This window comes from Streptomyces sp. NPDC051320, from assembly GCF_040682175.1.
GTDB lineage: Bacteria > Actinomycetota > Actinomycetes > Streptomycetales > Streptomycetaceae > Streptomyces.
Genome location: NZ_JBFBAL010000002.1, coordinates 330,084 through 352,051 on the forward strand (window position 1 = coordinate 330,084; position 21,968 = coordinate 352,051).

At 71.2% G+C, this 21,968-nt stretch carries 20 protein-coding genes; 5 read left to right on the forward strand and 15 right to left on the reverse strand.

Annotated elements, in window-relative coordinates; genetic code table 11:
* Positions 1–4: 4 nt before the first annotated feature.
* The 11 genes from AB0M87_RS05545 to AB0M87_RS05595 all read right to left on the reverse strand — a co-directional run bounded on the left by AB0M87_RS05545 (position 5) and on the right by AB0M87_RS05595 (position 13,006).
* Positions 5–817, reverse strand: coding sequence for an HlyD family efflux transporter periplasmic adaptor subunit (locus AB0M87_RS05545; RefSeq protein WP_365850364.1), 813 nt, complete (start codon positions 815–817; stop codon positions 5–7).
* Positions 814–2,376 carry a SagB family peptide dehydrogenase gene (locus AB0M87_RS05550; protein WP_365850366.1) on the reverse strand — a complete coding sequence of 521 codons (1,563 nt, stop codon included), beginning with the start codon at positions 2,374–2,376 and terminating at the stop codon, positions 814–816. The genes AB0M87_RS05545 and AB0M87_RS05550 overlap by 4 nt, the downstream gene beginning before the upstream one ends.
* Positions 2,358–4,673: a TOMM precursor leader peptide-binding protein gene (locus AB0M87_RS05555; protein WP_365850368.1), complete on the reverse strand. Its 2,316-nt coding sequence runs from the start codon at positions 4,671–4,673 to the stop codon at positions 2,358–2,360. Before AB0M87_RS05555 ends, AB0M87_RS05550 begins: the two co-directional genes overlap by 19 nt.
* 83 nt (positions 4,674–4,756) lie before the next feature.
* The gene (locus tag AB0M87_RS05560) at positions 4,757–5,431 is read right to left on the reverse strand and encodes a VOC family protein (RefSeq protein WP_365850369.1); all 675 of its coding nucleotides are present in this window, start codon (positions 5,429–5,431) and stop codon (positions 4,757–4,759) included.
* A 48-nt stretch (positions 5,432–5,479) separates the two neighbouring features.
* Entirely contained in the window at positions 5,480–6,874 is a 1,395-nt protein-coding gene (locus AB0M87_RS05565; RefSeq protein WP_365850370.1) for an NAD(P)/FAD-dependent oxidoreductase, read from the reverse strand.
* 64 nt (positions 6,875–6,938) lie between these two features.
* A complete protein-coding gene (locus tag AB0M87_RS05570) occupies positions 6,939–7,721 on the reverse strand; it encodes an alpha/beta hydrolase (RefSeq protein WP_365850371.1) in 783 nt (260 codons plus the stop codon).
* Positions 7,718–8,710: a Rieske 2Fe-2S domain-containing protein gene (locus AB0M87_RS05575; RefSeq protein WP_365850373.1), complete on the reverse strand. Its 993-nt coding sequence runs from the start codon at positions 8,708–8,710 to the stop codon at positions 7,718–7,720. The genes AB0M87_RS05570 and AB0M87_RS05575 overlap by 4 nt, the downstream gene beginning before the upstream one ends.
* A gap of 41 nt (positions 8,711–8,751) precedes the next feature.
* Positions 8,752–9,978, reverse strand: coding sequence for an FAD-dependent oxidoreductase (locus AB0M87_RS05580; protein WP_365850374.1), 1,227 nt, complete (start codon positions 9,976–9,978; stop codon positions 8,752–8,754).
* Positions 9,968–11,197: a cytochrome P450 gene (locus tag AB0M87_RS05585; protein WP_365850375.1), complete on the reverse strand. Its 1,230-nt coding sequence runs from the start codon at positions 11,195–11,197 to the stop codon at positions 9,968–9,970. The genes AB0M87_RS05580 and AB0M87_RS05585 overlap by 11 nt, the downstream gene beginning before the upstream one ends.
* 1 nt (position 11,198) lies before the next feature.
* A complete protein-coding gene (locus tag AB0M87_RS05590; RefSeq protein ID WP_365850377.1) occupies positions 11,199–12,068 on the reverse strand; it encodes an ABC transporter permease in 870 nt (289 codons plus the stop codon).
* Positions 12,065–13,006 (reverse strand): ABC transporter ATP-binding protein, encoded by a 942-nt coding sequence (locus AB0M87_RS05595; protein ID WP_365850378.1) that lies wholly within the window; start codon positions 13,004–13,006, stop codon positions 12,065–12,067. The genes AB0M87_RS05590 and AB0M87_RS05595 overlap by 4 nt, the downstream gene beginning before the upstream one ends.
* 315 nt (positions 13,007–13,321) lie before the next feature.
* Between AB0M87_RS05595 and AB0M87_RS05600 the strand changes: the two genes are divergently transcribed.
* Together AB0M87_RS05600 and AB0M87_RS05605 are read left to right on the forward strand one after the other, a co-directional pair.
* Entirely contained in the window at positions 13,322–14,644 is a 1,323-nt protein-coding gene (locus AB0M87_RS05600) for a cytochrome P450 (protein ID WP_365850379.1), read from the forward strand.
* A 67-nt stretch (positions 14,645–14,711) separates the two neighbouring features.
* The gene (locus AB0M87_RS05605; RefSeq protein ID WP_365850380.1) at positions 14,712–15,554 is read left to right on the forward strand and encodes a methyltransferase domain-containing protein; all 843 of its coding nucleotides are present in this window, start codon (positions 14,712–14,714) and stop codon (positions 15,552–15,554) included.
* A 70-nt stretch (positions 15,555–15,624) separates the two neighbouring features.
* Here AB0M87_RS05605 and AB0M87_RS05610 read toward each other — a convergent pair whose 3' ends face one another.
* Positions 15,625–15,810 (reverse strand): hypothetical protein, encoded by a 186-nt coding sequence (locus AB0M87_RS05610; RefSeq protein ID WP_365850382.1) that lies wholly within the window; start codon positions 15,808–15,810, stop codon positions 15,625–15,627.
* 249 nt (positions 15,811–16,059) lie between these two features.
* Between AB0M87_RS05610 and AB0M87_RS05615 the strand changes: the two genes are divergently transcribed.
* The 3 genes from AB0M87_RS05615 to AB0M87_RS05625 all read left to right on the forward strand — a co-directional run bounded on the left by AB0M87_RS05615 (position 16,060) and on the right by AB0M87_RS05625 (position 17,788).
* Complete coding sequence (locus AB0M87_RS05615; RefSeq protein ID WP_365850383.1) at positions 16,060–16,428, forward strand: hypothetical protein; 369 nt, start codon at positions 16,060–16,062, stop codon at positions 16,426–16,428.
* A 332-nt stretch (positions 16,429–16,760) separates the two neighbouring features.
* The gene (locus tag AB0M87_RS05620) at positions 16,761–17,129 is read left to right on the forward strand and encodes a hypothetical protein (RefSeq protein WP_365850383.1); all 369 of its coding nucleotides are present in this window, start codon (positions 16,761–16,763) and stop codon (positions 17,127–17,129) included.
* A gap of 203 nt (positions 17,130–17,332) precedes the next feature.
* Positions 17,333–17,788: a TerB family tellurite resistance protein gene (locus tag AB0M87_RS05625; RefSeq protein ID WP_365850385.1), complete on the forward strand. Its 456-nt coding sequence runs from the start codon at positions 17,333–17,335 to the stop codon at positions 17,786–17,788.
* A gap of 40 nt (positions 17,789–17,828) precedes the next feature.
* Here the strand turns inward: AB0M87_RS05625 and AB0M87_RS05630 are convergent, their stop codons facing one another.
* From AB0M87_RS05630 to AB0M87_RS05640, 3 genes are read right to left on the reverse strand one after another with little or no spacing between them, the layout of a single operon-like run.
* Positions 17,829–18,290, reverse strand: a complete 462-nt coding sequence (locus AB0M87_RS05630) for an anthrone oxygenase family protein (RefSeq protein ID WP_365850387.1) — start codon at positions 18,288–18,290, stop codon at positions 17,829–17,831.
* Positions 18,291–18,337: 47 nt separating this feature from the next.
* On the reverse strand, positions 18,338–19,201 hold the full coding sequence (locus tag AB0M87_RS05635; protein ID WP_365850388.1) for an ABC transporter permease: 864 nt from the start codon (positions 19,199–19,201) through the stop codon (positions 18,338–18,340).
* Positions 19,198–21,810, reverse strand: a complete 2,613-nt coding sequence (locus tag AB0M87_RS05640; RefSeq protein ID WP_365850389.1) for an alpha/beta fold hydrolase — start codon at positions 21,808–21,810, stop codon at positions 19,198–19,200. Before AB0M87_RS05640 ends, AB0M87_RS05635 begins: the two co-directional genes overlap by 4 nt.
* Positions 21,811–21,968: the final 158 nt, after the last annotated feature.

Genomic DNA, 21,968 nt, shown 5'->3' on the forward strand with positions numbered 1-21,968 from the left:
CCCCTCAGCGCCCGAGGATCAGGTTGAACGGCGTCTGGCTGCCCAGATTGATGGTGGCCTTGACGGACACCTGGGTGCTCAGCGGACTCGGCGGGCCGTTCGTGGTGGACCAGGCGTAACCCGATGTCGTACCGGCGTCCTTGACCAGGTCGACGACGACCAGGCGGGGTGGGCTGGTCGAGACGTAACTCCGGGCGGCGAGCTCACCGCCGACCAGACCGGAGAGTTCGCCGGAGGTCAGCGGATAGGGGCTCACGGAGCTGATCCGTCCGCGCAGCAGGCCGAAGGAGCGAGGCGGCGCGGTGGACACCGAGAGGTCCACCGACTTGCCCGGTGCCAGGCCGACGGCGCGGGCGGCGGGCACGAAGACCATGGCGACCATCCGGTCGTCGGAGGCGTCGGTGCGCTCGACCGTGGCGACGGACGAGCCGGCCGGCACGACCTGCCCCTGGCTGACGCCGAGACCGACGACATGACCGGAGAAGGGACTGGTGACGTCGGTGCTCCGGCCGTCCGCTCCCTCGATCGTGGCGACCGGCTGGCCCTCCGCGACGGTGCCCTTGACGTGCACCAGGACACGCCGCACGGTGCCGGGAACGGGGCTCTGCACGCTGGCACTGCCCAGCGGGCGGGTGAGCAGGCCCGGTGCGGACACGCTGATGGGCAGGCTCCCCTGGAAGGCCCAGAGGGTCGCACCGGCCATGATGATCATGACGACGAAGACAGCGATCCAGCCGCGCGGTGCGGCCAGCAGCGTCGGCGAGTCCAGCTCGTCGGGCTCGCGCATCCGCTGCAGCGCCTTGAACCGGAAGTTCACGGCCGCTCCTCCCCCTCGATGTCCGGACCCGCGATGACCGGCCCGTCGCTGCCCCGCCCCTGGATCACCGGCACCCCGGACGGGTGCCGCAGCACGGCGGGCCGGCTGCCGAGGACGAGTTCGCCGACGCTGCCCTCCGTGCGGGGGTCGAGGCCGGTGGCGGCGGCGAAGTCGGCGGCGTCCCCACCGCCCAGTCCGCACACGCCGAGTCCCATGGCCGCGCCGATGAGGTACACGGTCTGGTAGAAGACGCCGACGTGCTTGAGCAACAGCGGGTAGGAGACCGTCCGGTACTTCCACATCACCCGGCCGAAACGGGCCGCGACCAGCAGCACGATCTGCGGGTCGCTCTCCATCAGGGCGCCCTCGCGGGCACCCCGGACGAGTGCGGCCGTCGCCGGTCCCGCCTCGGCGACCCGTTCGAGCGCGTGCCGGTCGGTGCGGTAGTGCCACAGGCCCGGGTCGAGACCGGCGCAGTGGCTGATCAGCGGATATATCTCCAGCTCGTGAACGGCGCCGCCGCTGGGGTAGGGACGGTCGGCGAGCTCCTGACCGTCGCTGCCGGTGAAGGTCTGCCGGCAACGAGCCGCGCGGTAGAGGAGTTCGCCGAGCTGTACGTCGGTGATGGGCGCCGCGTCGTCGTGCTCGCGGACCGAACGGCGGCTCTCCAGGGCCTCGGTGAGCGAGGGATCCTGCCGGGCGACCGCCGCCAGGTCGGGTACCGGCAGCGCGACCGTACGGGTGGAGCGGGCGGGCGGCACGGCGGGGAGCGGCTCGAAACGGCCGGCGCCCGGATAGGTGCCGCCGTACTCGGTGACGGTCATCGGGCCCCGGCTGCGGGCGTGCAACCACAGGTCGGACGGCTCCCACAGGGCCTGGGACGGCTCCTGCGACTCGGTGTCGTCCCCGGGCCCCCCGGCGGCGAGCAGCCCGGCGGCGCCGAAGAGCCGCAGCGCCTGGCCGGCCTCCGGGAGCCCGGGCAGCGTTCCGATGCCGGCCGGCGTGGTCCAGTCGGCCAGCGCGCCGAGCAGGGCAGCGGCGGCCGGGGCGAGTTCGACCCTGAGGTGGCTGCCGGGTGCGGCGACCGTCAACCGCCCGTCCTGCACCTGGGCGAGGGCGAACCGGGAGAGCTTGACGGGAGTGTCGGCCGCCGGGGCGGGCGGCAGCTCGGTGCGGCCACGGCCGACCGGTCGCAGCCGCACCAGCGGCAGACCGCCCGCGGTCAGGGTGTGGTCGAGCAGCCCCTCGGCGTCGAGCCGACGCAGCGTCACGTGCAGCCGGAGCAGGGCCGGCAGTCCGTCCCCGGCCACCACTGCCGCACCGAGGTCCTCCTCGGTGTGCTCGCCCGCGGCGAGATCCGCGACCACCGCCCGCACGCTCGCGGGCAGTTCACGCAGCCGCAGGACGCAGAGCGGTCCGGTGACCACCAGCGCCTCGTCGGTGACGGTGAGCACCGCGTCGGACCGCAGGCCGAGCACGGTGCGGGCGGCGGCTACGGAGGCGGGCACGGGGGCGGGTCCGGGCGCCGGGGCGGGTCCGGTCAGAAGAACACGTTCCACGGGTTCACCTGCTCCTCGGGCGTCGGCCGGTCTCTCAGGCCGAGCTGTACGGGTACGTCGTAGAGGCGTCCTGGGGCCAGCCGGCGCCAGAAGTGCCGCATGCCGGGCGCGATCACCTTCACCACGTTCAGATCGAGGTCGGGCTGGCTCTGGTCGAGCACGATCACCTCGACCCCGGCCTTCCCGGCCCGCGCGACGCACTCGCGGATGTGGCTCGCGAGGTCGTGGCCGGGCAGTCCCGGGTGGTCCGCGAGGGTGGTGGTCGGGAGCGCCGGGTCGGGCAGCAGCCACGGCTCGTCCTGCAACCGGGCCTGGCGGCACCACTTGAGGGTCTCGACGTCGTCGGTGCGGTACTCGGTGTTACCGTCCGCGTCCCGCCGCTCGACGAACGGCAGGAACTGGTTCACCTCGGTCAGCGCCCGCATCACCGCGATCGCCGGGTCGGGGTGGGCCCCGAAGCCGACCATGATGTCCTCGACCTGGTGCCGCCGGTGGGAGAGCGCGGCGAAGGTGGGGATGCCGAGGTCGGACGTGATGTCCAGGACCCACAGATCGCGGTCCATGCCCGCGTAGAACCGGCGCAGCGCGTCGATGTACGGGTCTTCGAGGGAGTCGAGGTCGAAGGCTGGGCGGCGCAGCCGGTTGTACCACCAGACCGCTACCGCGTCCCGCTCGACGACCTCGCAGAACCCCTGCAGGATCGCCTCTTCGAGCGTGTTGCCGCTGGCCCCGCCGTTGGAGTCGCCGACGCAGTAGAAGTGCCGGGCGAGGTCCGGGTGGCCGTAGTAGGCGTAACCGGTCGGGACGAGCCGCTCGCTGTCGTGGGTGAGCGACCACGCGGTCGACCAGTCCAGCTCCAGGTCAGTGCGGAAACGTTCCGGCACGAGGTGGATACGGTGCTCCGGATCGGCGTTCCAGGCGTCGCGTCCGGCGAACTGGGCCGGGGAGAAATTCAGCAGCTCGTCCATGTGGAGCGCGACGGCCGGGTCGAGTTCTTCGTAGGCCGCGCGGCGGACCGGTTCGCCACCGCGCCAGACCGCCGAATAACGCTCGATCGCCTCACAGAGCGCACTGACTTTCGCCTGTGTTTCCGACCTGCCTTTTCCGCCGCTCTGGCCGCGCATATTGCGGCGCAGCAAATCCATGTTGTCGTTGACCATGGCGAAGTTGTGGCCGGCCGTAAAGGCGTAGGTGATGCCGTTTCCGATGTCGTCGTGCGCCCCGAGTTTGGTGATCGCCCCGAGGTGCGGGCTGACATGGTGCTTGAGCCGCTCATAGGTGAGCTGCGGAGGCAGCGTGCGGTAGCCGCCGTCGGTGGTGTGCCGGGCGGCCCCCGGGCTGAGGACGACCTTGGGGCTGCGCTGCGCGGTGATCGCCGGGTCACCGCAGGAGGGGCACTGCGGGCGGCGTACCAGGGTGTGCTCGTTGGTGCCCAGGACCGCCAGGTCCAGGGTCACCATCCGGCCCGCCAGCGCGGCGGATTCGCCGGTGGCCAGGAACCGGGCGGCCTCGGTGGCGAGCAGGCCGGCCAGCGCCTGCTGTCCGGTGGGCAGCGCGGCGGCGGTCGCGTGCCGGGGCACCGATTCGCCCCGCTTCCCCGACAAGTACCGTTCGACCTGCCGGTTCTCGGATATCCGCTGGGCCATGCAGGACCAGCAGCCGGTCTGTCCCGGCTGCATCAGCGGACCGAGCCAGGCGGTCACTCCGGCCGGCCTGGCGAGCAGCCAGGGACGCCCGTCGGCGATCCGCCGGTCGTTGACCTCCGCCAGCGCCGGATCGAGGTAGTCGTCGGCGAGCACGATGGCCAGTCCGGCCTCGCCACTTTCGTCGCCCGCCGCGACGCGTACCCCGTTGGCCCGCAGCGCCTCCGCGACCGGGGCCGGATCGGTGGAGCCGAGCGCGATCAGGGTCACGCCCTTCGCCCCTGCGGCCACGGCGGCCGGGTCGATGCCCTGGGCGTCCCAGAAGGCGAGTACCTGATCGGGCAGTTCGGGGCGGCCTTCGGCCAGATGACCGGCCGCCTCGTAACGCCGCAGAGCCGTGAGCACCCGGGGAATCGAGAGTTCGCCGTGCAGGGCCTGGACGATGTCGCCGACGGTCCGTCGGCCGTCGAGATAGGGCAGTACCGCCACCGGATCGGCGCCGCGGACCATGTAGTGCTGGTCCTCAGCGACGAGAAACACCTTGTCGCCGTCCACGATTTCCGTATTGAAATGCGCTTTTAGACGAGGACGCTCCAATTCTCTGCCCCCCTGGCTCAAAGTTGTCTTGCTTTCTTTGAATGCGGGACAAGTCAATCACGGGGGCGATGGCTCGAACATACTTCAGTTTCTTCGGCAGTACGTATCTCGGCTGCGTATCCGATTACGCATGGACCCGTTCACGCGGCGGACGCCGGCACGTCCGTCGCGACGAGACCGAAGCGGGCACCGCGCGCGTCGAGCAGCCGCACGGATCCGTCGTCGTACCCGGTGACCCGGGCGCCCGCGGCCAGCGCCGTACGCACCGCGCCGGTCAGCGAGTCGACGCCGAAGTGCACCAGCCAGTGCGCGGGTCCGGAGGGGTCCGCCACCAGCCGGATGGCCGGGTCCGCGCCCAGACCGGCATAGAAACCGGCCACCGCGGCCGTCTCGGGTACGTGCAGTTCGTAACGGCAGGCGGCGCCGGTCTCGTCTGCCAGCACCACCCCGTCCGCGCGCCGGCCCTGCCAGAAACCGACCAGGGTGCCTGCCGGATCGGCGGCCAGCAGCAACCGGCCGTTCTCCCCCGCGTCCAGGGGCGCGAGCACCACGGTGCCGCCCAGTTCGACGACCCGTGCCGCCGTGGCGTCCAGGTCCTTCGCGGCCAGATAGACCACCCAGAGCTCCAGCCGCCCCGGCGCCGTACCGAACCCGGCCACCAGCTCCCCGGCACTTCGGGCCGTGCGGTAACCGCCCTCTTCGGCGTACTCCCAGCCGAGCAGCGCGGCGTAGAACGCCTCGGCCCCGGCCGGTTCCGCGGAGATGCGGTCGATCCAGCAGGCCGCACCGGCGTCATAGGTGGTGCGCACAGGCATGACTTCCCCTCACTTGTACCTCGCTCAGAACCCGGTACGGCCGCCCGGTCAGACGCGGCGGCGGATGCCGAGCCGGTCCTCGGTGACCAGGCTGAGCCCCGACACCGCGTCGTAGAGATCGTCCGGGTCGATCTTCATCGGCGCCGTGGTCATTCCGGACGGCTGCTGCTGGTCCACCGCCCGCCGGCGGGCTATTTCGGCTGCCTCGCCGAGACCGAGCGCCGGGGCGACGCCGCGCCCCGATGTGGCGTCCTGCAGATCGCTCAGCCCCGCGATGATCGCGCCGAACGCGCTGTCCGGCTCCTCGGTGCGGCTGCCCTCGCGCAGCAGGGTCTGCGCGAGCCAGAAGTAGTGCTTACGGCCCTGGTACTTGCCGTACATCCCGGAGACCAGTGAGAACGCCCGCTGGTAGGCATTGCGATAGAGGGCCTCGTAGAAGCCCTGCGCCTCCGGCTCGGTCACGTCGCCGTGCTCGATCGCGTTGATCGATGCCGCCGCCAGCAGCCCGCTGTACATGGCGAGGTGCACGCCGGTCGACAGCAGGGGGTCCAGGAAACAGGCGGCGTCGCCCGCCATGAAGTAGCCGGGCCCGCAGAACTCGTCGGCCACGTAACTGAAGTCCTGCTCGACCCGCACCGGCCCCCGGAAGGTGCCGCCCGCCACCAGGTCCCGCACCGTCTCCGATTCGCCGACCACCCCGTGGAACATCTCCTCCAGCGAGGCGAACTTGGGCCTGCGCTGCTGGAACTGCGTCTGGTGGGTGACGAACCCGACGCTGTACTCGTCGTCCTTGAGCGGGATCACCCAGTACCAGCCCTGCGGCGACGAGATGCAGTTGATGCCGCCCGCGGGGGTACGCGGCAGCAGCGTGCCGCCCCGGTAGTAGGCCGAGATGGCGACGTTGCGGAACTCGTCGTGGCGGCGCCGGTTCTTGAGCTGCCGGGCGGAGAGGATGCCCGCGCGGCCCGAGGCGTCCACCACGTAGTCGAAGTCCGTACGCCGCGTGCGGCCCTCGTGCTCCCAGTCGGCGGCGACCGCACGGCCGTCCGCGAAGTGGATCTCCTTGACGGTGGCCTGCTGGATCACTTCGACGCCCTGGGAGGCGGCGTGGTCGAGGAGCACCGCGTCGAAGTCCGCGCGGTCGACCTGCCAGGACCTGATGTCCTCGCCGAACATTTCACGCCAGTCGACGGCCCATTCCTTCTCGGTGCCCCAGCGCAGCAGAATGCCGCGCTTGACCTGGTAGCCGCGCGCTTCGATCTTCTCGCCGACTCCGGCGTAGTCGATGATGGCACGGCAGGAGGGGGCGATGGATTCGCCGATGTGGTAGCGGGGGAAGCGCTCGCGCTCCAGGAGGGTGACGGACAGTCCTGCCCGGGCGAGCAGCGTCGCGCTGATGGAACCGGCGGGTCCGCCGCCGACGACGAGCACCTTGCGGGTCATGAGTACTCCGTAAGTGGTGGGGTGGCGTCCTCCGGTGGGGTCGCCCACCGTGGTGGTGCGGCGGTCAGGCCAGCTGAGCCGCGAGGTCGGCCGCGACGGCTTCGGGGCGTTCGAGGAGCGGGAGGTGCCCCGTGCCGGCCACCGTCCGCAGCCGGCAGTCGGGGACCGTGTCGCGCAGCAGCCGGGCGTTGGCGGTGAACACCGGCATGTCCTCGTCGCCGACGAACACCAGCGTGCGGGCCTCGATCCGGGCCAGGTCGGACGGCGTGTGGCACCGGGTGGTCAGGGTCCGCATGGCCCCGTTGTCCAGCTCGGCCCAGCTGTGCCGCGCGATCACCTGCCGCAGCCGGGCCCGGAGTTCGGGGTGTTTCTCGGTGCCCCGGAAGATGTCGGGCGGCGAGGTCATCCACAGGTCCGCCAGCGGCGCCGATGCACCGGCGAGGCGCCTGAGCATGGTGAGTTCCTGGTAGCGGCGCTTGGCGTGCGGCTCCGCCGGGGCACCGCCCAGGGTGGGCGCGGCCAGCACGAGCCGGTCCAGCAGCGCGGGTTCGTCGACGGCGAGCTGGGTGGCCACCAGCGAGCCGAAGGACAGCGCGACCATCCTGGAGACCTGTTCGTCGCGCGCCAGCTCGGCCACGGCCGCGGCAAGCTCCGGCAGGGTGAGCCCGGCGGGGACGGGACCGGAGCGGCCGTGGCCCGGCAGGTCGACGCCGATGTGCCGATGGCCGGGCAGCAGCTGCCACAGCGGCTGCCAGGTGCTGGAGTCCATGGTGTAGCCGTGGATCCACAGGACCGCCGGGCCGCTGCCGTACGTCGTCGTGGCGAGGAGCTCCCGTACCGCGCTCATGCGGGCTGCCCGGAGGCGAGGGGTCCGGAGGCGAGGGGTCCGGAGGTGAGCTGCCCGAAGGCCGCGCAGAAGGAGCGGTAGGCGAGCACCGGGCGGTCACTTGCGTCGTAGCGGGGTACCGCTTCGAGGTCCAGGTTCTCCCAGATCTCCGTGTCCTCGGCGAGCGCCTTGTGGCTGCCCTGGATGAGCATGGGCAACTCCCCCTCGTGCCCTTCCGCAACGCCGATCGCGACGCGGGCCACACAGCCGTCCGGCGTCGGCACGGCGGCGGTGACGATGACATGGGTCCGGCCGGGCGGCCCGAATTCAGTGACCACCACGGTGGGGCTGAACGCCCGCGCCAGGAACCTGGGCCGGTAGTCCCAGCGAACCACCCCGGTCCGCACGGCGTTCCAGCGGATCTCCTCCTTCGCCCGGTCGTCCTGCCAGGGGGAGGTCTGCATCAGGAACTCGCCCTCGATGACGAGTTCGCCCCGCTCGCCTGCGGTGGCGACCATCCCGGTGACCTTGGGCACCTTGTGCAGCGCCGTGAAGTGCTCGCCGTCGAAGGCGTTCTCGACGATCAGCTCGGCGGGCGCCGCGATCTGCTGGGTCAGCGCGGGAACCAGCGGGTGAGTGCCGGCGAAGGCGCTCAGCGCCTCGGGCAGGCCCCGGTCGTCGGTGTCGTCATCGGTGAGTCGGGTGAACAGGGCGTCGCCCCACTGCAGGACCGGGTACTCACGGACCGACCAGCGTTTGGCCGGATCGCCGAGTGCGACGCGTTTGCCGTGAAAGGGGCAGATGACGCAGCCGGCGTCGAGGGTGCCGCCGTGGCCGAGGTGGGCGCCGCGGTGCGGACAGTTCGCGTCGAACAGCCGGATCCGGTCCTGGTCGCTGACCGCGATGAGGCGGCGGGGGCCGATGGCGAGCGGGGTGATGTCGCCGCCGCTCAGCTCGGACCGGAAGGCGGCCAGATACCAGCCGGTGTGAAGATTCGTTTCTGCGCGCATGGTGCCCGTGTCCGTTCCGATGGCCGTTCTGCTGGGTCGGTTCATCGCCGGACTCCCAACAGGATCTGCTCGGCCGCGTGTTGCCCGCTGTCGAGCGCGCTGTGCACCCAGGGCAGCCGGTGACCGGCCAGCGTGGCCTCGCCCGCGAAGAACAACGTGTCGCCGAGCGGATCCGCCCAGGTGTCGGCGGCGGCCGCCGCGCCGGGTCCGGCGTGCGTGAAGGCGCCGAGGCTCCAGGGAGATTCACCCCAGTCCGCCACCGTCACATCGGTCACCCGGGCACCGGCGGTCCAGGGCAGGGCAGGCTGCAGCAGTCGCAGCAGCTCTCCGTACGGGCCCGCTGCCGCTTTCCGTACCGCTGCCGCGGCAGCCGCCTTGGCCACCACCAGCACCTGGGGGCTGCCCGCCCGGCAGCTCACGAAGCCGCGCAGACCGTCCGCGTCGAAGACGACGGTGGAGTCCGGCGCGGGGCGTGCACAGGTGACGACGAGGCAACAGGCGTCACCCGCAGGGAGGCGACCCGCGGCCTGGTACTTGGCGGCCGGCAGATCGGCGATCTTCAGTCCGCCGGCGGCGACGACGGCCGGCGGGACGGTCACGACCACCGCACTCGCCTGCAGCTCTCCGTCGTCGGTCCGTACGAGGGTCCGCCCCGGCGACCATTCCACCGCGCGGACCGGGGTCCCGCAGCGCACGTCGAGTCCGGCGGCGAGACGCTCGGGAAGCCGGTCGAAGCCACCGGGGACCGCGTATTCGCCCTCTCCGACGCCGTCGGAGAGGTGGGCGGCCGCGACACCGTAGGCATCGAGCCGCTCGGGGCCCACGGCCCAGTGCTGGGCGAACCATTCCCGGGCCGCCGAGCTCTCGGTGCCGGACAGTCCCTGGGCGGTGAGCCAGTCGGCGACCGAGCCGCCGGCCGCTCCCGGCGCGCGGTTGAGGCGGTGCTGCAACAGCCACGGCGCCCGCCCGCCCCCTCCGAGGTCCGCCATGTCGTGGGCGCGCCCCGCGCTGACCGCGCCCGCGCCTCCCGTACGCGGGACCACGTCCAGCGGTCCGGCCATGCGGTGCACAGGACTCGCCGAGCCGTGCACGACCTGGGCGCCGAGTTCCAGCGAGGGGCCGCCGTCACCGGGGCGGAAGGTCCGTATTCGGCCGCCGATGCGCTGCCGGGCCTCGAGCACGGCGACCCGCAGCCCCCGGTCGGCGAGGGTCCGGGCGCACATCAGCCCGGCGGCCCCGGCGCCGACCACGATGACCTCAGCCCGCATCGGCGCTCCCCGTGGTGGTCACCGGACAGCTCAGCAGCCGTCTGGGGATCGGACTCGGGTCCCAGGCCAGGGCGTCCGGTGCCGTGGTCAGCGCGAGGCCCGGAAAGCGGCCCAGCAGCCGGGGCAACAACAACGCGCCTGCGGTCCGCACCAGTTGCGCGGCCAGGCAGAAGTGCGTACCGGCGCCGAAGGCGAGCTGCGGGTTGGGGGTGCGGCCCGGCCGTAGCTCGTCGGGGTCCTCGAAGGCCGCCGGGTCCCGGTTGGCGGCGGCGATGATGATCAGCACCCGGCCGTCGCGGGGCACCGTGCCGCCGGGCAGCGGTACCTCCTCGGTGGCGACCCGCGCGGTGAACGGGATGGGCGCCTCCAGGCGCAGCAACTCGTCCACCAGCAGCCGGGCCGCGCCGCCGCCGTCAGCACCGTGTCCGGTGTCGCCGCCGCTGCCGTGCAGTACCGCCACGGCTTCGGGGCGGGGCAGCAGCCAGTACAGGGCGTTGCCGACCATCTCGGCCAGTGGCTGCCAGCCGCCCACGACGGCCAGCCCGAGGATGCCGGTCTTCTCGCGCTCGGTGATCCGGTCGTCAGCCATCAGGCGGCCGAGTGGCCCGGCGACCGCCGTACGCGCGTGGGCGGTCAGGAAACGGCTGAGCTCCCCCATGGCGGCCCGGCCGGCCGCCGCGCGTTCGCTTCCGGCCAGCGGGTCGAGGTTGACCGAGGCGGCCCCCGCCAGCAGCTCGAACCGTGCCCAGTCGGTGCGCGGCAGGCCGAAGAGCCGGCCGAACACGGCGGTGGCGAACGGCGCTCCGATCGCCTCGACCGCGTCGAAACGATCGGGCAGGGCGCCGATCAGAGCGTCGATCTCCTCGCCGAGCACCCCCTCCAGGGAGCGGATCGCCGCCGGACCGAGCAGCAACTGCCCCGGGTTGCGCAGCCGTTGGTGCTCCGGCGGGTCGGTGGTGAGCATCGAGGGCGGCAGCGCGTCGTCCCGGGCCCGCTCCCGCTGGCCGAGCGCGGCCGACAGCCGGTGGTCGCGCAGCGCGGCGCCGCATGCCGCATGGCTGGTGAGCCACCACATCCGGGAGTACGGGTCGTAGTGGACGGGATCGTGCAACTGCAACCAGCGGTAGGCGGGGCCCGGGTTGGCTCGCCCGGCCGGAGCGAACGGGTGCCCGAGGTGCGGGGGCAGCGGCACGGTGACGGGGCGCGAGACGGTGGTCATCTCAGTTCACCCGGGGACCGCGCCAGCGGAAGGTGAGCGCCGAGAGCACCGCACCGGCCAGCGTCCACAGCGCCAGCACCAGGGCGATACGGCCGAGCTCCCAGCCGCCGGCCGGTTCAACTACGGCGAACGAGTCCGGCAGGAACACCGAACGGAAGCCCTGTGCCATCCACTTGACGGGGAAGAGCGCCGCCACGCCCTGCATCCAGGAGGGCAGCTGGTTGAACGGGAAGAAGACCCCCGAAATGAACTGCAGCACCATGAACACCGGGGTCACGATCGCGGCAGCCGACCGGCTGTTGGGGATGAGCGCGCTGTAGGCGACGGCGATCATCGCGCAGGCGATGGTGCCCAGGGCCAGGTCCCAGCCGAGGGTGGCCCAGCGCTGCGCCGTGTCGGGCATCGGCAGCCCGAAGAGTGTCACCGCGATCCCGACGAGCAGGATCGTCTCGAGCACCGCGGTGACGACGACCCGGACCAGCTTGCCGACGAAGTAGGCGGTCTTCGGCATCGGGGTGATGCCCAGGCGCCGGATGGTGCCGGTGTCCCGCTCGATGGCAATGCTGATGGCCAGGCCGGAGAATGCGGTGCTCATCACGCCGGCCGCGATGATCCCGGCCATGAACACCTGCTTGACGTCGGTGTGCGTGCCCTTGACGGTGCCGGAGAAGATCGATCCGAACACCAGGAGCAGCAGCACCGGAAAGAGCAGGGTGAAGATCAGCGACTGCTTGTTGCGGAAAAAGCCCTTGAGTTCGACGGCCGACCTGGCCATGCTCGCCCGCCAGATACCGGGCAGGCGGCGCGCGGTGGCCGGGGCCCGCACGGTGGTGGTGGCCACCTCGGCGGCGGTTGGCTGGGTACTGGTCATGAGGTCCCCAGTTCGCTGTTGCGACGGATCAGGTCGAGGTAGGTCTCTTCGAGGGTCGGCCGATGGACCCGCAGATCGAGCAGTTCGGGTACGCCGGCGTCCGCGGCCCACGCCAGCAGGGTGCGCAGCACCTCACTCGGGTGCTCGGTCAGCACACTGACCGCATTGCCGTGTTCCTCGGCCCGGGCCTCCGGCCGCAGGGCCGGCAGCGCCAGCCGGTCGAGCTCCGCCGGACGACGGAAGGACACGGTGGCCGGGGTGTCGGCCCGGCCCCCGAGCCCGGCCGTCGGGCCGACCTCGACGATCCGGCCCTCCACGATGACGGCGGCCCGCTGGGCCAGCGCCTCTGCCTCGTCGAGGTAGTGCGTGGTGAGCACGGTGGTCGTCCCCCGGTCGGCGAAGAACCGTACGAGGTCCCACGCCTCGCGCCGGGCCACCGGGTCAAGACCCGTGGTGGGTTCGTCGAGGAAGATCAGATCGGGGTCGCCGACGACACCGACGGCTACGTCCAGGCGGCGCTGCTGGCCGCCGGAGAGCGCCAGGGTCTGGGTGCGCTGGTGCTTGGCGAGTCCGACCATGTCGATGACCTGGTCGACGCCGAGCGGTGCCGGATAGAACGCCGCGAAGTGCTGGACCACCTCGCGCACCGTGAGGTCCGGGTAGGTGCCCGTGCTCTGCGGCACCACACCGATGCGCGCCCGCCAGTCCCGCCGGTCGGCCGCCGGGTCCTCGCCGAGCACCTTCACGTCACCGCCGCTGCGGCTGCGAATTCCTTCCAGAATTTCGACCGTGGTGCTTTTCCCCGCACCATTCGGACCGAGCAGAGAAAAGACTTCCCCGGGGAATACATCAAGGTCGACACCACGCACCACGTCGTGGTCCCCGTATTGTTTTCGAAGACCTCGAACGGTGATTGGGTTGCCCCCGTCGACGACCACCTGGCTGCTCCTCTTCCGCTGGAACTTTCCGCGCAGCAGTCTTCCACGGCGCCCGCAGCAGGCCAATACCTCACTTCCCGGCCGAGCGGGCGAAGCATTGAATCGGGCGGTCACGGCGCGCTAGATTGCGGTGTCCGGCCCCATTGGCTTACGTATCCCGCACGCTTGTACGCATCGTCAGTACGTAGTGCAGTACGTATTTTCCGTACGCATTTTCCGTACGCATGCCGACACCGCCGCCCCGTACGCACGGATGAATGTACGGACGAATGTACGGACGAATCGAACCGGCACCCATGACAGGTGGTCCGCCTTATGCCCAAACAATTGACCATGCCGCCAGGCCCGGCGGACGACGTCGACCTGGAACAGATGCGGCACGCACCGCTTGAATTCGTCACCGGCCTGGCGCGTACCTACGGTGACGTCACCCGTCACACGGCCGACGGCGACACGGTGTATCTGCTGAACCGGCCCGATCTCGCCCGGCACGTCCTCAAGGACAACGGCGCGAACTACACCAAGGAACAGACACCGGACGACCACATGCTGCGCCCGCTGCTCGGCAACGGCCTGCTGACCAGCAACGGCGAGGAGTGGGCCCGCCAGCGCCACCAGTGCGCCCCGGCGTTCCGGCCGGGCGCGGTCAAGGCCTTCGACACGGTCATCACGGAGGCCACGCACCACCTCCTGGAGCGCTGGGAGCCCGCGGTCACGGCGGGCACACCACTCGCCGTCGACCACCATCTGGCGGCGCTGACCCTCACCATCGTGACGCGGGCGATCCTGGGCACCGATCTCGACGGCGTCGGCGAGGGCTTCGGGCAGGCGGTCGACGCGGTGAACCGATGCATAGGCCACTACGTACCGCCGGAGGATCCCGACCCGGCCGACACGGCCCGTCGGCAGCGGGACTTCGCGCAGGCGCGGATGTTCCTCTCCATGGTCACCAGCACGTTGATCGGCTCCCACCGGGTGGCCGGCGGCCCGGGGAACACGCTGCTGGACGCCATGCTGAACGGCCCGCACCAGCTGTCCGACGGCGAACTGCGCGACGAGGTCCTCACGCTGATCATGGCGGGCCACGAGACCACGGCCAAGTCGCTGACCTGGACGCTCTTCCTGCTCGACCGGAACCCGCAGGAGGCGGCCCGGGTGCGCGAGGAGGTGGACCGGGTGCTCGCGGGGCGCATCCCGACCGCCGCCGATCTGGCAGAGCTACCGCTGTGCCGGAGAGCCGTCCAGGAGGCCATGCGGCTGTATCCGCCGGTGTGGCTGACCTCCCGGCGAGCCAGGGAGGCGGATGTCGTCGACGGTTACGACGTCGAGCCGGGCACCCTGATGTGTATCAGCCAGTGGGTGCTGCACCGCGATCCCCGGTACTGGGACCGACCCGATGCGTACCACCCCGACCGGTTCGCCGAGCCGGTCGGACCCAGCCACCTGTACATGCCGTTCGGCGGCGGTGACCGCGTCTGCATCGGCCAGCACTTCGCCATGGTGGAGGCGGTACTGGTGCTGGCGATGCTCACCCAACGGGTGCGCCTGGAGCTGGTCGACGGGTTCCCCGTGGAACCGGAGGCCCTGGTCACCCTGCGTCCCAAGCACGGCATGAGAATGATCGCGAGGTCCCGATGAACGCCGCCGTGAACGACCCGACGAACGACCCGATGACCGACCCGACGACCGCTCCGGCGATGACCCGATGACCGCCGCGGTGAGCTCCCCGGCGGGCTCCTACGACCCGGCTCGTACCACCGGCGGCGGACTGAACGGTGAACTCGCCCGGCTGGAAGCGCAGGCCGCCCTCGCCTTCCCGGAGGAGCTGCGGGTGCTGCGGGAGGCCGGGATGCCGGAGCGCGGCGTGCTGCTGGAACTCGGTGCGGGGCCGGGCGCGGTCACCCGGCGGCTGCGCGCGGCGCTGCCCGAGCTGTCCGTCGTCGCCCTCGACGTCGACGAGCAACTGCTGGCCCACGGAACGGCCGAGGGTGCGGCGAAGACGGTGGGCGACGCCGGTCGGCTGCCGCTGCGGGACGGCAGCGTGGACGCCGTACTGCTGCGTTACGTACTGCAGCACCTGCCCGATCCGAAGCCTGCCCTCGCCGAGGTGGCCCGGGTGCTCAGACCCGGCGGCCGCGTCATCACCGTTGAGGTGGACGGCGGTTGCTGGGGTCTGGCCGAACCTGCCTACCCCGAACTCGCGCGCATCCATGCGAAGGTCGCGGCGGCGCAGAGCACGGCGGGCGGCGACCGCACGATCGGGCGGCGGATGACCCGCATGCTGCGCGCGGCGGGCTTCGACGAGGTGAAACTGCGGCTCTTCGCGACGAGCAGCGACGACCGGCCCGTCGGGGACTTCGCCCCGCATCTGGGACCGCAGCGACTGGAGCCGCTGGTGGCATCCGGCCAGCTGTCCATCGCCGAGCTCGCCCTGGCCGCGGACCGCTGGCGGCGCTTCAGGGACGACCCGGACGCCTGGGTGATGCTGGTCGGCTTCGTCGCGTCAGGGACCCCGGGGCTGTCCACCACGGCGTACAACTGCCCCTGAACGCGCGGGATCACGGTGTGGCGACGGGCCTGCGCCCGGTCGCCGCACCGTGATCCGGGTGGCGGCCCTGTCAGTACCGGGGCTTGCGCGTGAGCGCGACGCCGGCCAGCAGGAACATCACGCCGAGCACGCCGGCCACGATCGCGGTGGTCGACTCCGCGGGCTTGTGGATCGACGCGGTCACCGCGCTGAAGAGACCTACCACACCGCTGATGTAGCAGAAGATGGTGATGAAGATCTTCAGATTCGGGTTCACCGGAAACTCCTTTGCGTAAATGCGTACACGCCGCTGGATACGTATCCCCGTACCGCGGCACCACGCACGGCACTACGTATCGAATTGGCTCCGCTTCGAGAATGTACCGGAACCCCTGCCACCGCTCAATACTTAACTACGGCCGCCGGCAGGTGAGGTCTTGGCGTCGCGGTGTCTTCGTGCCAGCTTTGTTCGAGTCACCGGCGACCATTCGGCACTCGACAGTGAGCACGCGACAAGGAGAAAACCGTGGCTTTGGATCCCCGAGCACGCGCAGAATTCGTGAACGGCTACACCCGCGCCCTGATCACCGCCTGGTCCAGCGAGACCTTCGCGGCCAAGCTCGGCAGCGACCCCCGCACCGCACTCGCCGAAGCCGGCCTCACCCTCCCCGACGACGCCGAGATCATCGTCGTACGCACCGTCCCCGAGGGCCAGCAGGACGGCAACCTCGAGGTCCAGGTCGGCCTCTACGAGACCGGACTCGCCACCGGACGCTACGAGTTCCACATCCCCGAGACCCCCCAGATCGACATGGCCGAACTCTCCGAGGGCGACCTCGCCGACGTCGCCGCCGGCGGCACCTCCTGCTGCTGCCCCTGCTCCTGCTGCACCTGATCCCCCGCCGCAGCAGCGACACGAACGCCCCGGACCCTCCAGGTCCGGGGCGTTCGCCGTACCCGGCCCCCGTACGTATACGTAAGCATGCGTACGGGCGATTCCGGTAAAGCCCAGGCGTACCGCAGCGCATTTCCCCGCACCGAATACGCAATAGCCCTTTCGGTCCGATTAAGTCTTGGCCGGGACCGGAAAGCGTGACAGCTTTATCCATGTCACCGGCGACCATGCGGCAGCAAGCATCACCACAGCGAGTAACGCGACACCGAGTCGGCTACACCGAGCACACGACAGCGAATACGTGACAGCGAATATGTGACAAGGAGAAAACCGTGGCTTTGGATCCCCGAGCACGCGCAGAATTCGTGAACGGCTACACCCGCGCCCTGATCACCGCCTGGTCCAGCGAGACCTTCGCGGCCAAGCTCGGCAGCGACCCCCGCACCGCACTCGCCGAAGCCGGCCTCACCCTCCCCGACGACGCCGAGATCATCGTCGTACGCACCGTCCCCGAGGGCCAGCAGGACGGCAACCTCGAGGTCCAGGTCGGCCTCTACGAGACCGGACTCGCCACCGGACGCTACGAGTTCCACATCCCCGAGACCCCCCAGATCGACATGGCCGAACTCTCCGAGGGCGACCTCGCCGACGTCGCCGCCGGCGGCACCTCCTGCTGCTGCCCCTGCTCCTGCTGCACCTGATCCCCCGCCGCAGCAGCGACACGAACGCCCCGGACCCTCCAGGTCCGGGGCGTTCGCCGTACCCGGCCCCCGTCGCTGCGCACTCGGCGGCGCGCTTACGGGTGAAGCATTGATCCGGTCGGGCACTTCCCGCCGGGTCCGGCCGTTGTCCCTCCGTACGCTGTACGAGCTCATGACCACCATGGCGAACCAGGAGATGGACGATGGCCCTGTGGGACCGGTTCAAGGAATCTGCGCAGACGATGCAGACGCAGCTCAACGCGAAGAAGAACGACCTCAAGAGCGGCGGGTTCCGGGATGCCAGCATGGCCATGTGCGCGCTCGTCGCCGCGGCCGACGGTTCGATCGACGCTTCGGAGCGGCAGCGGGTCGCTTCGCTGATCGCCACCAATGACGTGCTGAAGAACTTCGCCGCGGACGACCTGCAGACGCGGTTCAACGACTACTGCCAGAAGCTCACCGCCGACTTCGACTTCGGCAAGGTCAGCGTGCTGCAGACCATCGGCAAGGTCAGCAAGAAGCCCACCGAGGCGCGTGCCGTCATCCAGATCGGCATTGTCATCGGCGGCGCCGACGGCAACTTCGACAAGAGCGAGCAGGCCGTGGTCCGCGAGGCGTGCTTCGCGCTGGGGATCGCACCGACCGAGTTCGACCTGTAGGAGCCGCCCCGCACCGCCCGTATCAGCCCGCACCTGGTCGTCAGGCCACGACGGACCCGACGACCAGGGCGAAGGCAGCCGTCGACAGGAACGACCTGCCCAGGTGGAGGCGGTTCCAGCGCGCCTCGAAGGCCGCGCGGACAGCGCCGGCCTCCTGGCCGGTCGCGGCGGCGAGCGCGCTGTTCAGCGGGATGTTGCCGGCGATGGTCACCAGGTGACTGAGCACGGCGCACACCAGCCCGACGGTGAGCAGCCACAGGGCCGTATCGGACCGGCCGTGCACCGGTACCACGAGGGCCGCGGCCGGCAGCAGCGCCGATCCCAGGAAGACCAGCAGGAACCACGGCCCGGGGACCTTCTCGTTGATCCGGCGCATCGCCGCCATGAACTGCTCGTCCGTGAGCAGCTTCAGACCCTGCATCACGCCGGCCGCGAAGGCGAACATGAAACCTGCGTAGAGCCCGGTGGCCAGGGCGGCGAGAACCAGCAGTGTGGTGGCCATGGCGCACATCATGACGGGTGCACCCCGCAGCGTCGAGGCGGCCGCCGTCAGGAAACGATGTCCTTCCTGGCGAACCCCCGGAACGCCAGCGCGAAGAGCACCAGCGCATAAGCCACCGACACGGCCGAGCCCCGCAGCATGCCGCCCCACTCCAACTGCGGCTGCAGCGCGTCCGCCCAGGCGAACTGCCAGTGGGCCGGCAGGAAATCCCGCCAGGAGCCGAGCGCGGTGACCGCGTCCAGCACATTGCCCACGATGGTCAGGCCGACCGCGCCGCCGACCGCGCCGAGCGGCGCGTCGGTCTTCGTCGACAGCCAGAACGCCAGCGCCGCGGTGACCAGTTGGGAGACGAAGACGAACGCCACGGCGAGCGCGAGGCGCGGCACCGTGTCCGCGGTGGCGAGTGAGCCCCCGGTGGGCAGCGCCAGCGGCCCCCAGCCGTACGCGGCGGTGCCGACCGCGAGAGCGACCACCGGCATGACCACCATGGCCGCCAGGCTGAAGCCCAGCGCCACGGTCAGTTTGCTCCGCAGCAGCCGCGCCCTGGGCACCGGTGCGGCGAGCAGATAGCGCAGCGAGGACCAACTGGCCTCCGACGCGACGGTGTCGCCGCAGAACAGCGCCACCGGCACCACCAGCAGGAAGCCCGCCGAGACGAAGAGGCAGGTCGCAGCGAAGTTCGCGCCGGACGCCGTCGCGGTGTCCATCAGCGTCGGGCCGTTGCGGCCGCTGCCGCTCGGCGTGCCGCCGACCGCGAACGCGGCGACGAGGATGAACGGCAGGGCCACCAGCACGGCGCCCATCACCAGCGTCCGCCGGCGTTTCCACTGCCGCCTGGCTTCGACGCGCAGCGGCAGGGTGTGCCGGGCGCGGTAGCCCGGGGCCGTCTCCGGGAGGACCGTGCTGGTCATGCGGAAGTGCCTCCGATCAGGGTGAGGAACGCGTCCTCCAGGCGGCGGTGCGGACCCACACCGGTCAACGGCACGTCCAGGCGTACGAGTTCGGTGATGAGCGCGGTCGGTGTGGCGCCGTCGAGCCGGACCAGCAGCCCGTCGTCGGTCCGTACGGCCGAGCCGATGCCCGGCAGCGCGGCCACCTTCTCCGCCAGCGCCTCCGGGATCTCGTCGGCGGACGTGACCAGCAGGCTGTCGCCGCTCCCGGTGATCTCGGCGACCGGCCCGGCCTGGAGCAGCCGGCCCTGGTCCATCACCACCAGATGCGTGCAGGTCTGCTCGACCTCGGCCAGCAGGTGGCTCGAGACGATCACGGTCCTCCCCTCGCCCGCGTACCTGATCATCACGTCCCGCATCTCGCGGATCTGCGGCGGGTCCAGGCCGTTGGTCGGTTCGTCGAGTATCAGCAGATCGGGCAGGCCGAGCATGGCCTGCGCGATGGCCAGCCGCTGCCGCATGCCCTGCGAGTAGGTGCGCACGGCGCGCTCGAGGGCGCCGCCGAGGCCGGCGATCTCCAGAGCCTCCGCGAGGTGCGAGTCCTCACTGGGGCGTCCGGTGGCCTGCCAGTACAGCTCGAGGTTGGCCCGTCCTGACAGATGCGGAAGGAACCCCGCGCCCTCGACGAACGCCCCGACCCGCGACAGCACCGGAGCGCCCGGGGCGATCGCATGGCCGAAGACCCGGATCTCACCGCCGTCGGGTGTGATCAGGCCCATCAGCATCCGCAGGGTGGTGGTCTTGCCCGCGCCGTTGGGCCCGAGCAGCCCGAGCACCTGGCCCTTCTCCACCTGGAAGGAGAGATCACGGACCGCGTACCGGTCGGCGGACCCGGCGTACTTCTTGGTCAGGCCGGTGATCCGCAGCGGCACCACGGCGAGCACCGGATCGGGCGCCGGGACGGCCCTGCGCCGGGTCACCAGCAGCCCCGCGGCGATCAGCGCGGCCAGCGCGGGCAGCCCCCACACCCACCAGCTGATGCCCGCGGCGGCGGTCTTCAGCGCGGGCACCGTCGGTACGGTCAGCGGGCCCTTCAGCGAGACGGTGTACGTCGCGGGGGCAGCGGGAGATGCGTAGCCGAGGTCGGTCGAGGCGAGCACCAGCCGCAGCCGGTGACCCGCTTCGACCTTGTGGTCGACGGCGGGCAGCGTCAGCCGGACGGTCCGGCCGGCCTTGGCCCCGGTCACCCGGACCGGGGCGACCAGCTGGTGCGGCAGCACCTGCTGCTTGCCGTCCGGCGCGACGTCGTAGACCTTCCCGAAGAGCACCGCGTCGTCGCTGGTCGACTTCACCCTGATCTCGGCCGTCGGTGCACCGGTGATCGTACGGGCGGTGGTCAGCGGCGCCGACTCGAACTGTGCGTACTGGCCGGGGAAGTCCAGCGAGAGCCCCACGCCGAGCCCGGAGAGCCGGGCGAGTGCGCCGACCCCGGGCACCGCTGAGATCGCCGGTGGGGCGCCGCCCGCCGGGCCGGCGACGGTCTGCTCGCCGCCGGTCAGCGCGACCGGGTGCCGACCGCTCGCCAGACCCGGGTACGTATCGCTGCTCGCACCCCGCAACTGGGCGGCGCCGTCGGTCGAGTCGACCCCGCCGGTCCGGGTGACCCGGAAGACGGGGCCGGTGTCGGCGCCCTTGTCGCCCTTGAGATACCGGTTGAACCAGGAGGTGATACGGCCATCGATGCGGCTGGTCTCCCGATCGCCGCCGTCGTGGCCGCCCGCGATCCAGTCGACGGACACCGGCGCGCCGTTCGCACGGATCTGCTTCGCGGCGGCGTCCGCCTGCCCCAGCGGGAACAGCGAGTCCGTCTGCCCCTGCACGAGCAGCGACGGCACCTTGATCCGGTCCCCCACCGCCTCGGGGCTGCGCACAGCGAGCATCTTGCGGGCGGCGGCGTCCGGCTTCCCGGCCTCCGCCACCCGGTTGTACATCGAGCAGAGCTGCGCCTCGAAGTGGTCGCAGCCACCGCCGTCATTGATGAAGATCCCGGCCCAGAGCTTCTTGAAGACCCCGTCGGGGAAGAGCGCGTCCGCCAGGTTCCAGTACGTGATCTGCGGTGCGATGGCGTCCACCCGCCGGTCGTACCCGGCGGCGAGCAGCGAGATCGCCCCACCGTAGGACGAGCCGGAGACGCCGACGCGCGGGTCGCCCGCCTTGTCCAGCCGCACCTCGGGGCGCTTCGCCAGCCAGTCGATCAGCTTCGACACGTCCTTGACCTCGTGGTCCGGGTCGTTGAGCCCGATCTTCCCGGTCGACTTCCCGAAGCCGCGCGCCGACCAGGTCAGCACCGCGTACCCGTCGCGCGCCAGCTTCTGCGCCTGCGCACGTACGTCGTCCTTGCTGCCACCGAATCCATGCCCGAGCAGCACCGCGGGGCGCCGCCGCCGGCCGCCCGCGGTGAAGTACGAGGTGTCGATGCGCACCCCGTCCACCGCCATCAATCGGTCCTCGCGGTGCACCGCCGCGGTCCCGTCGGAGGCAACAGCCGTCCAGGTGCCGGCCCCGGCGAGCACGGCAAGCGCGGCGACCGCACCGGCGAGTACCCGGCCGCGGGGTTTGGGTAGCTTCATACCTGAACACCCTAGGCGCCGCATCCGACGACCGATGCGACCGGCAGGGGGAGCTGCCTGGTGTACTCCGGGCGTACGCTACGCCCGCCGCGTACCGCAGCGGGAGTAGCGACGCCCATACCCACTTGCAGCCCGGCAGGTGAAGGGGGCCGATCCCG

Bases quoted from the DNA above. Each gene is read 5' to 3' on its own strand.
- AB0M87_RS05605 (WP_365850380.1), top strand. From the start codon at position 14,712: ATGACCGCCGCGGTGAGCTCCCCGGCGGGCTCCTACGACCCGGCTCGT.
- AB0M87_RS05640 (WP_365850389.1), bottom strand. From the start codon at position 21,810: ATGAAGCTACCCAAACCCCGCGGCCGGGTACTCGCCGGTGCGGTCGCC.
- AB0M87_RS05590 (WP_365850377.1), bottom strand. From the start codon at position 12,068: ATGACCAGTACCCAGCCAACCGCCGCCGAGGTGGCCACCACCACCGTG.
- AB0M87_RS05625 (WP_365850385.1), top strand. From the start codon at position 17,333: ATGGCCCTGTGGGACCGGTTCAAGGAATCTGCGCAGACGATGCAGACG.
- AB0M87_RS05630 (WP_365850387.1), bottom strand. From the start codon at position 18,290: ATGGCCACCACACTGCTGGTTCTCGCCGCCCTGGCCACCGGGCTCTAC.
- AB0M87_RS05600 (WP_365850379.1), top strand. From the start codon at position 13,322: ATGCCCAAACAATTGACCATGCCGCCAGGCCCGGCGGACGACGTCGAC.
- AB0M87_RS05635 (WP_365850388.1), bottom strand. From the start codon at position 19,201: ATGACCAGCACGGTCCTCCCGGAGACGGCCCCGGGCTACCGCGCCCGG.
- AB0M87_RS05580 (WP_365850374.1), bottom strand. From the start codon at position 9,978: ATGCGGGCTGAGGTCATCGTGGTCGGCGCCGGGGCCGCCGGGCTGATG.
- AB0M87_RS05560 (WP_365850369.1), bottom strand. From the start codon at position 5,431: ATGCCTGTGCGCACCACCTATGACGCCGGTGCGGCCTGCTGGATCGAC.
- AB0M87_RS05585 (WP_365850375.1), bottom strand. From the start codon at position 11,197: ATGACCACCGTCTCGCGCCCCGTCACCGTGCCGCTGCCCCCGCACCTC.
- AB0M87_RS05570 (WP_365850371.1), bottom strand. From the start codon at position 7,721: ATGAGCGCGGTACGGGAGCTCCTCGCCACGACGACGTACGGCAGCGGC.
- AB0M87_RS05565 (WP_365850370.1), bottom strand. From the start codon at position 6,874: ATGACCCGCAAGGTGCTCGTCGTCGGCGGCGGACCCGCCGGTTCCATC.
- AB0M87_RS05575 (WP_365850373.1), bottom strand. From the start codon at position 8,710: ATGCGCGCAGAAACGAATCTTCACACCGGCTGGTATCTGGCCGCCTTC.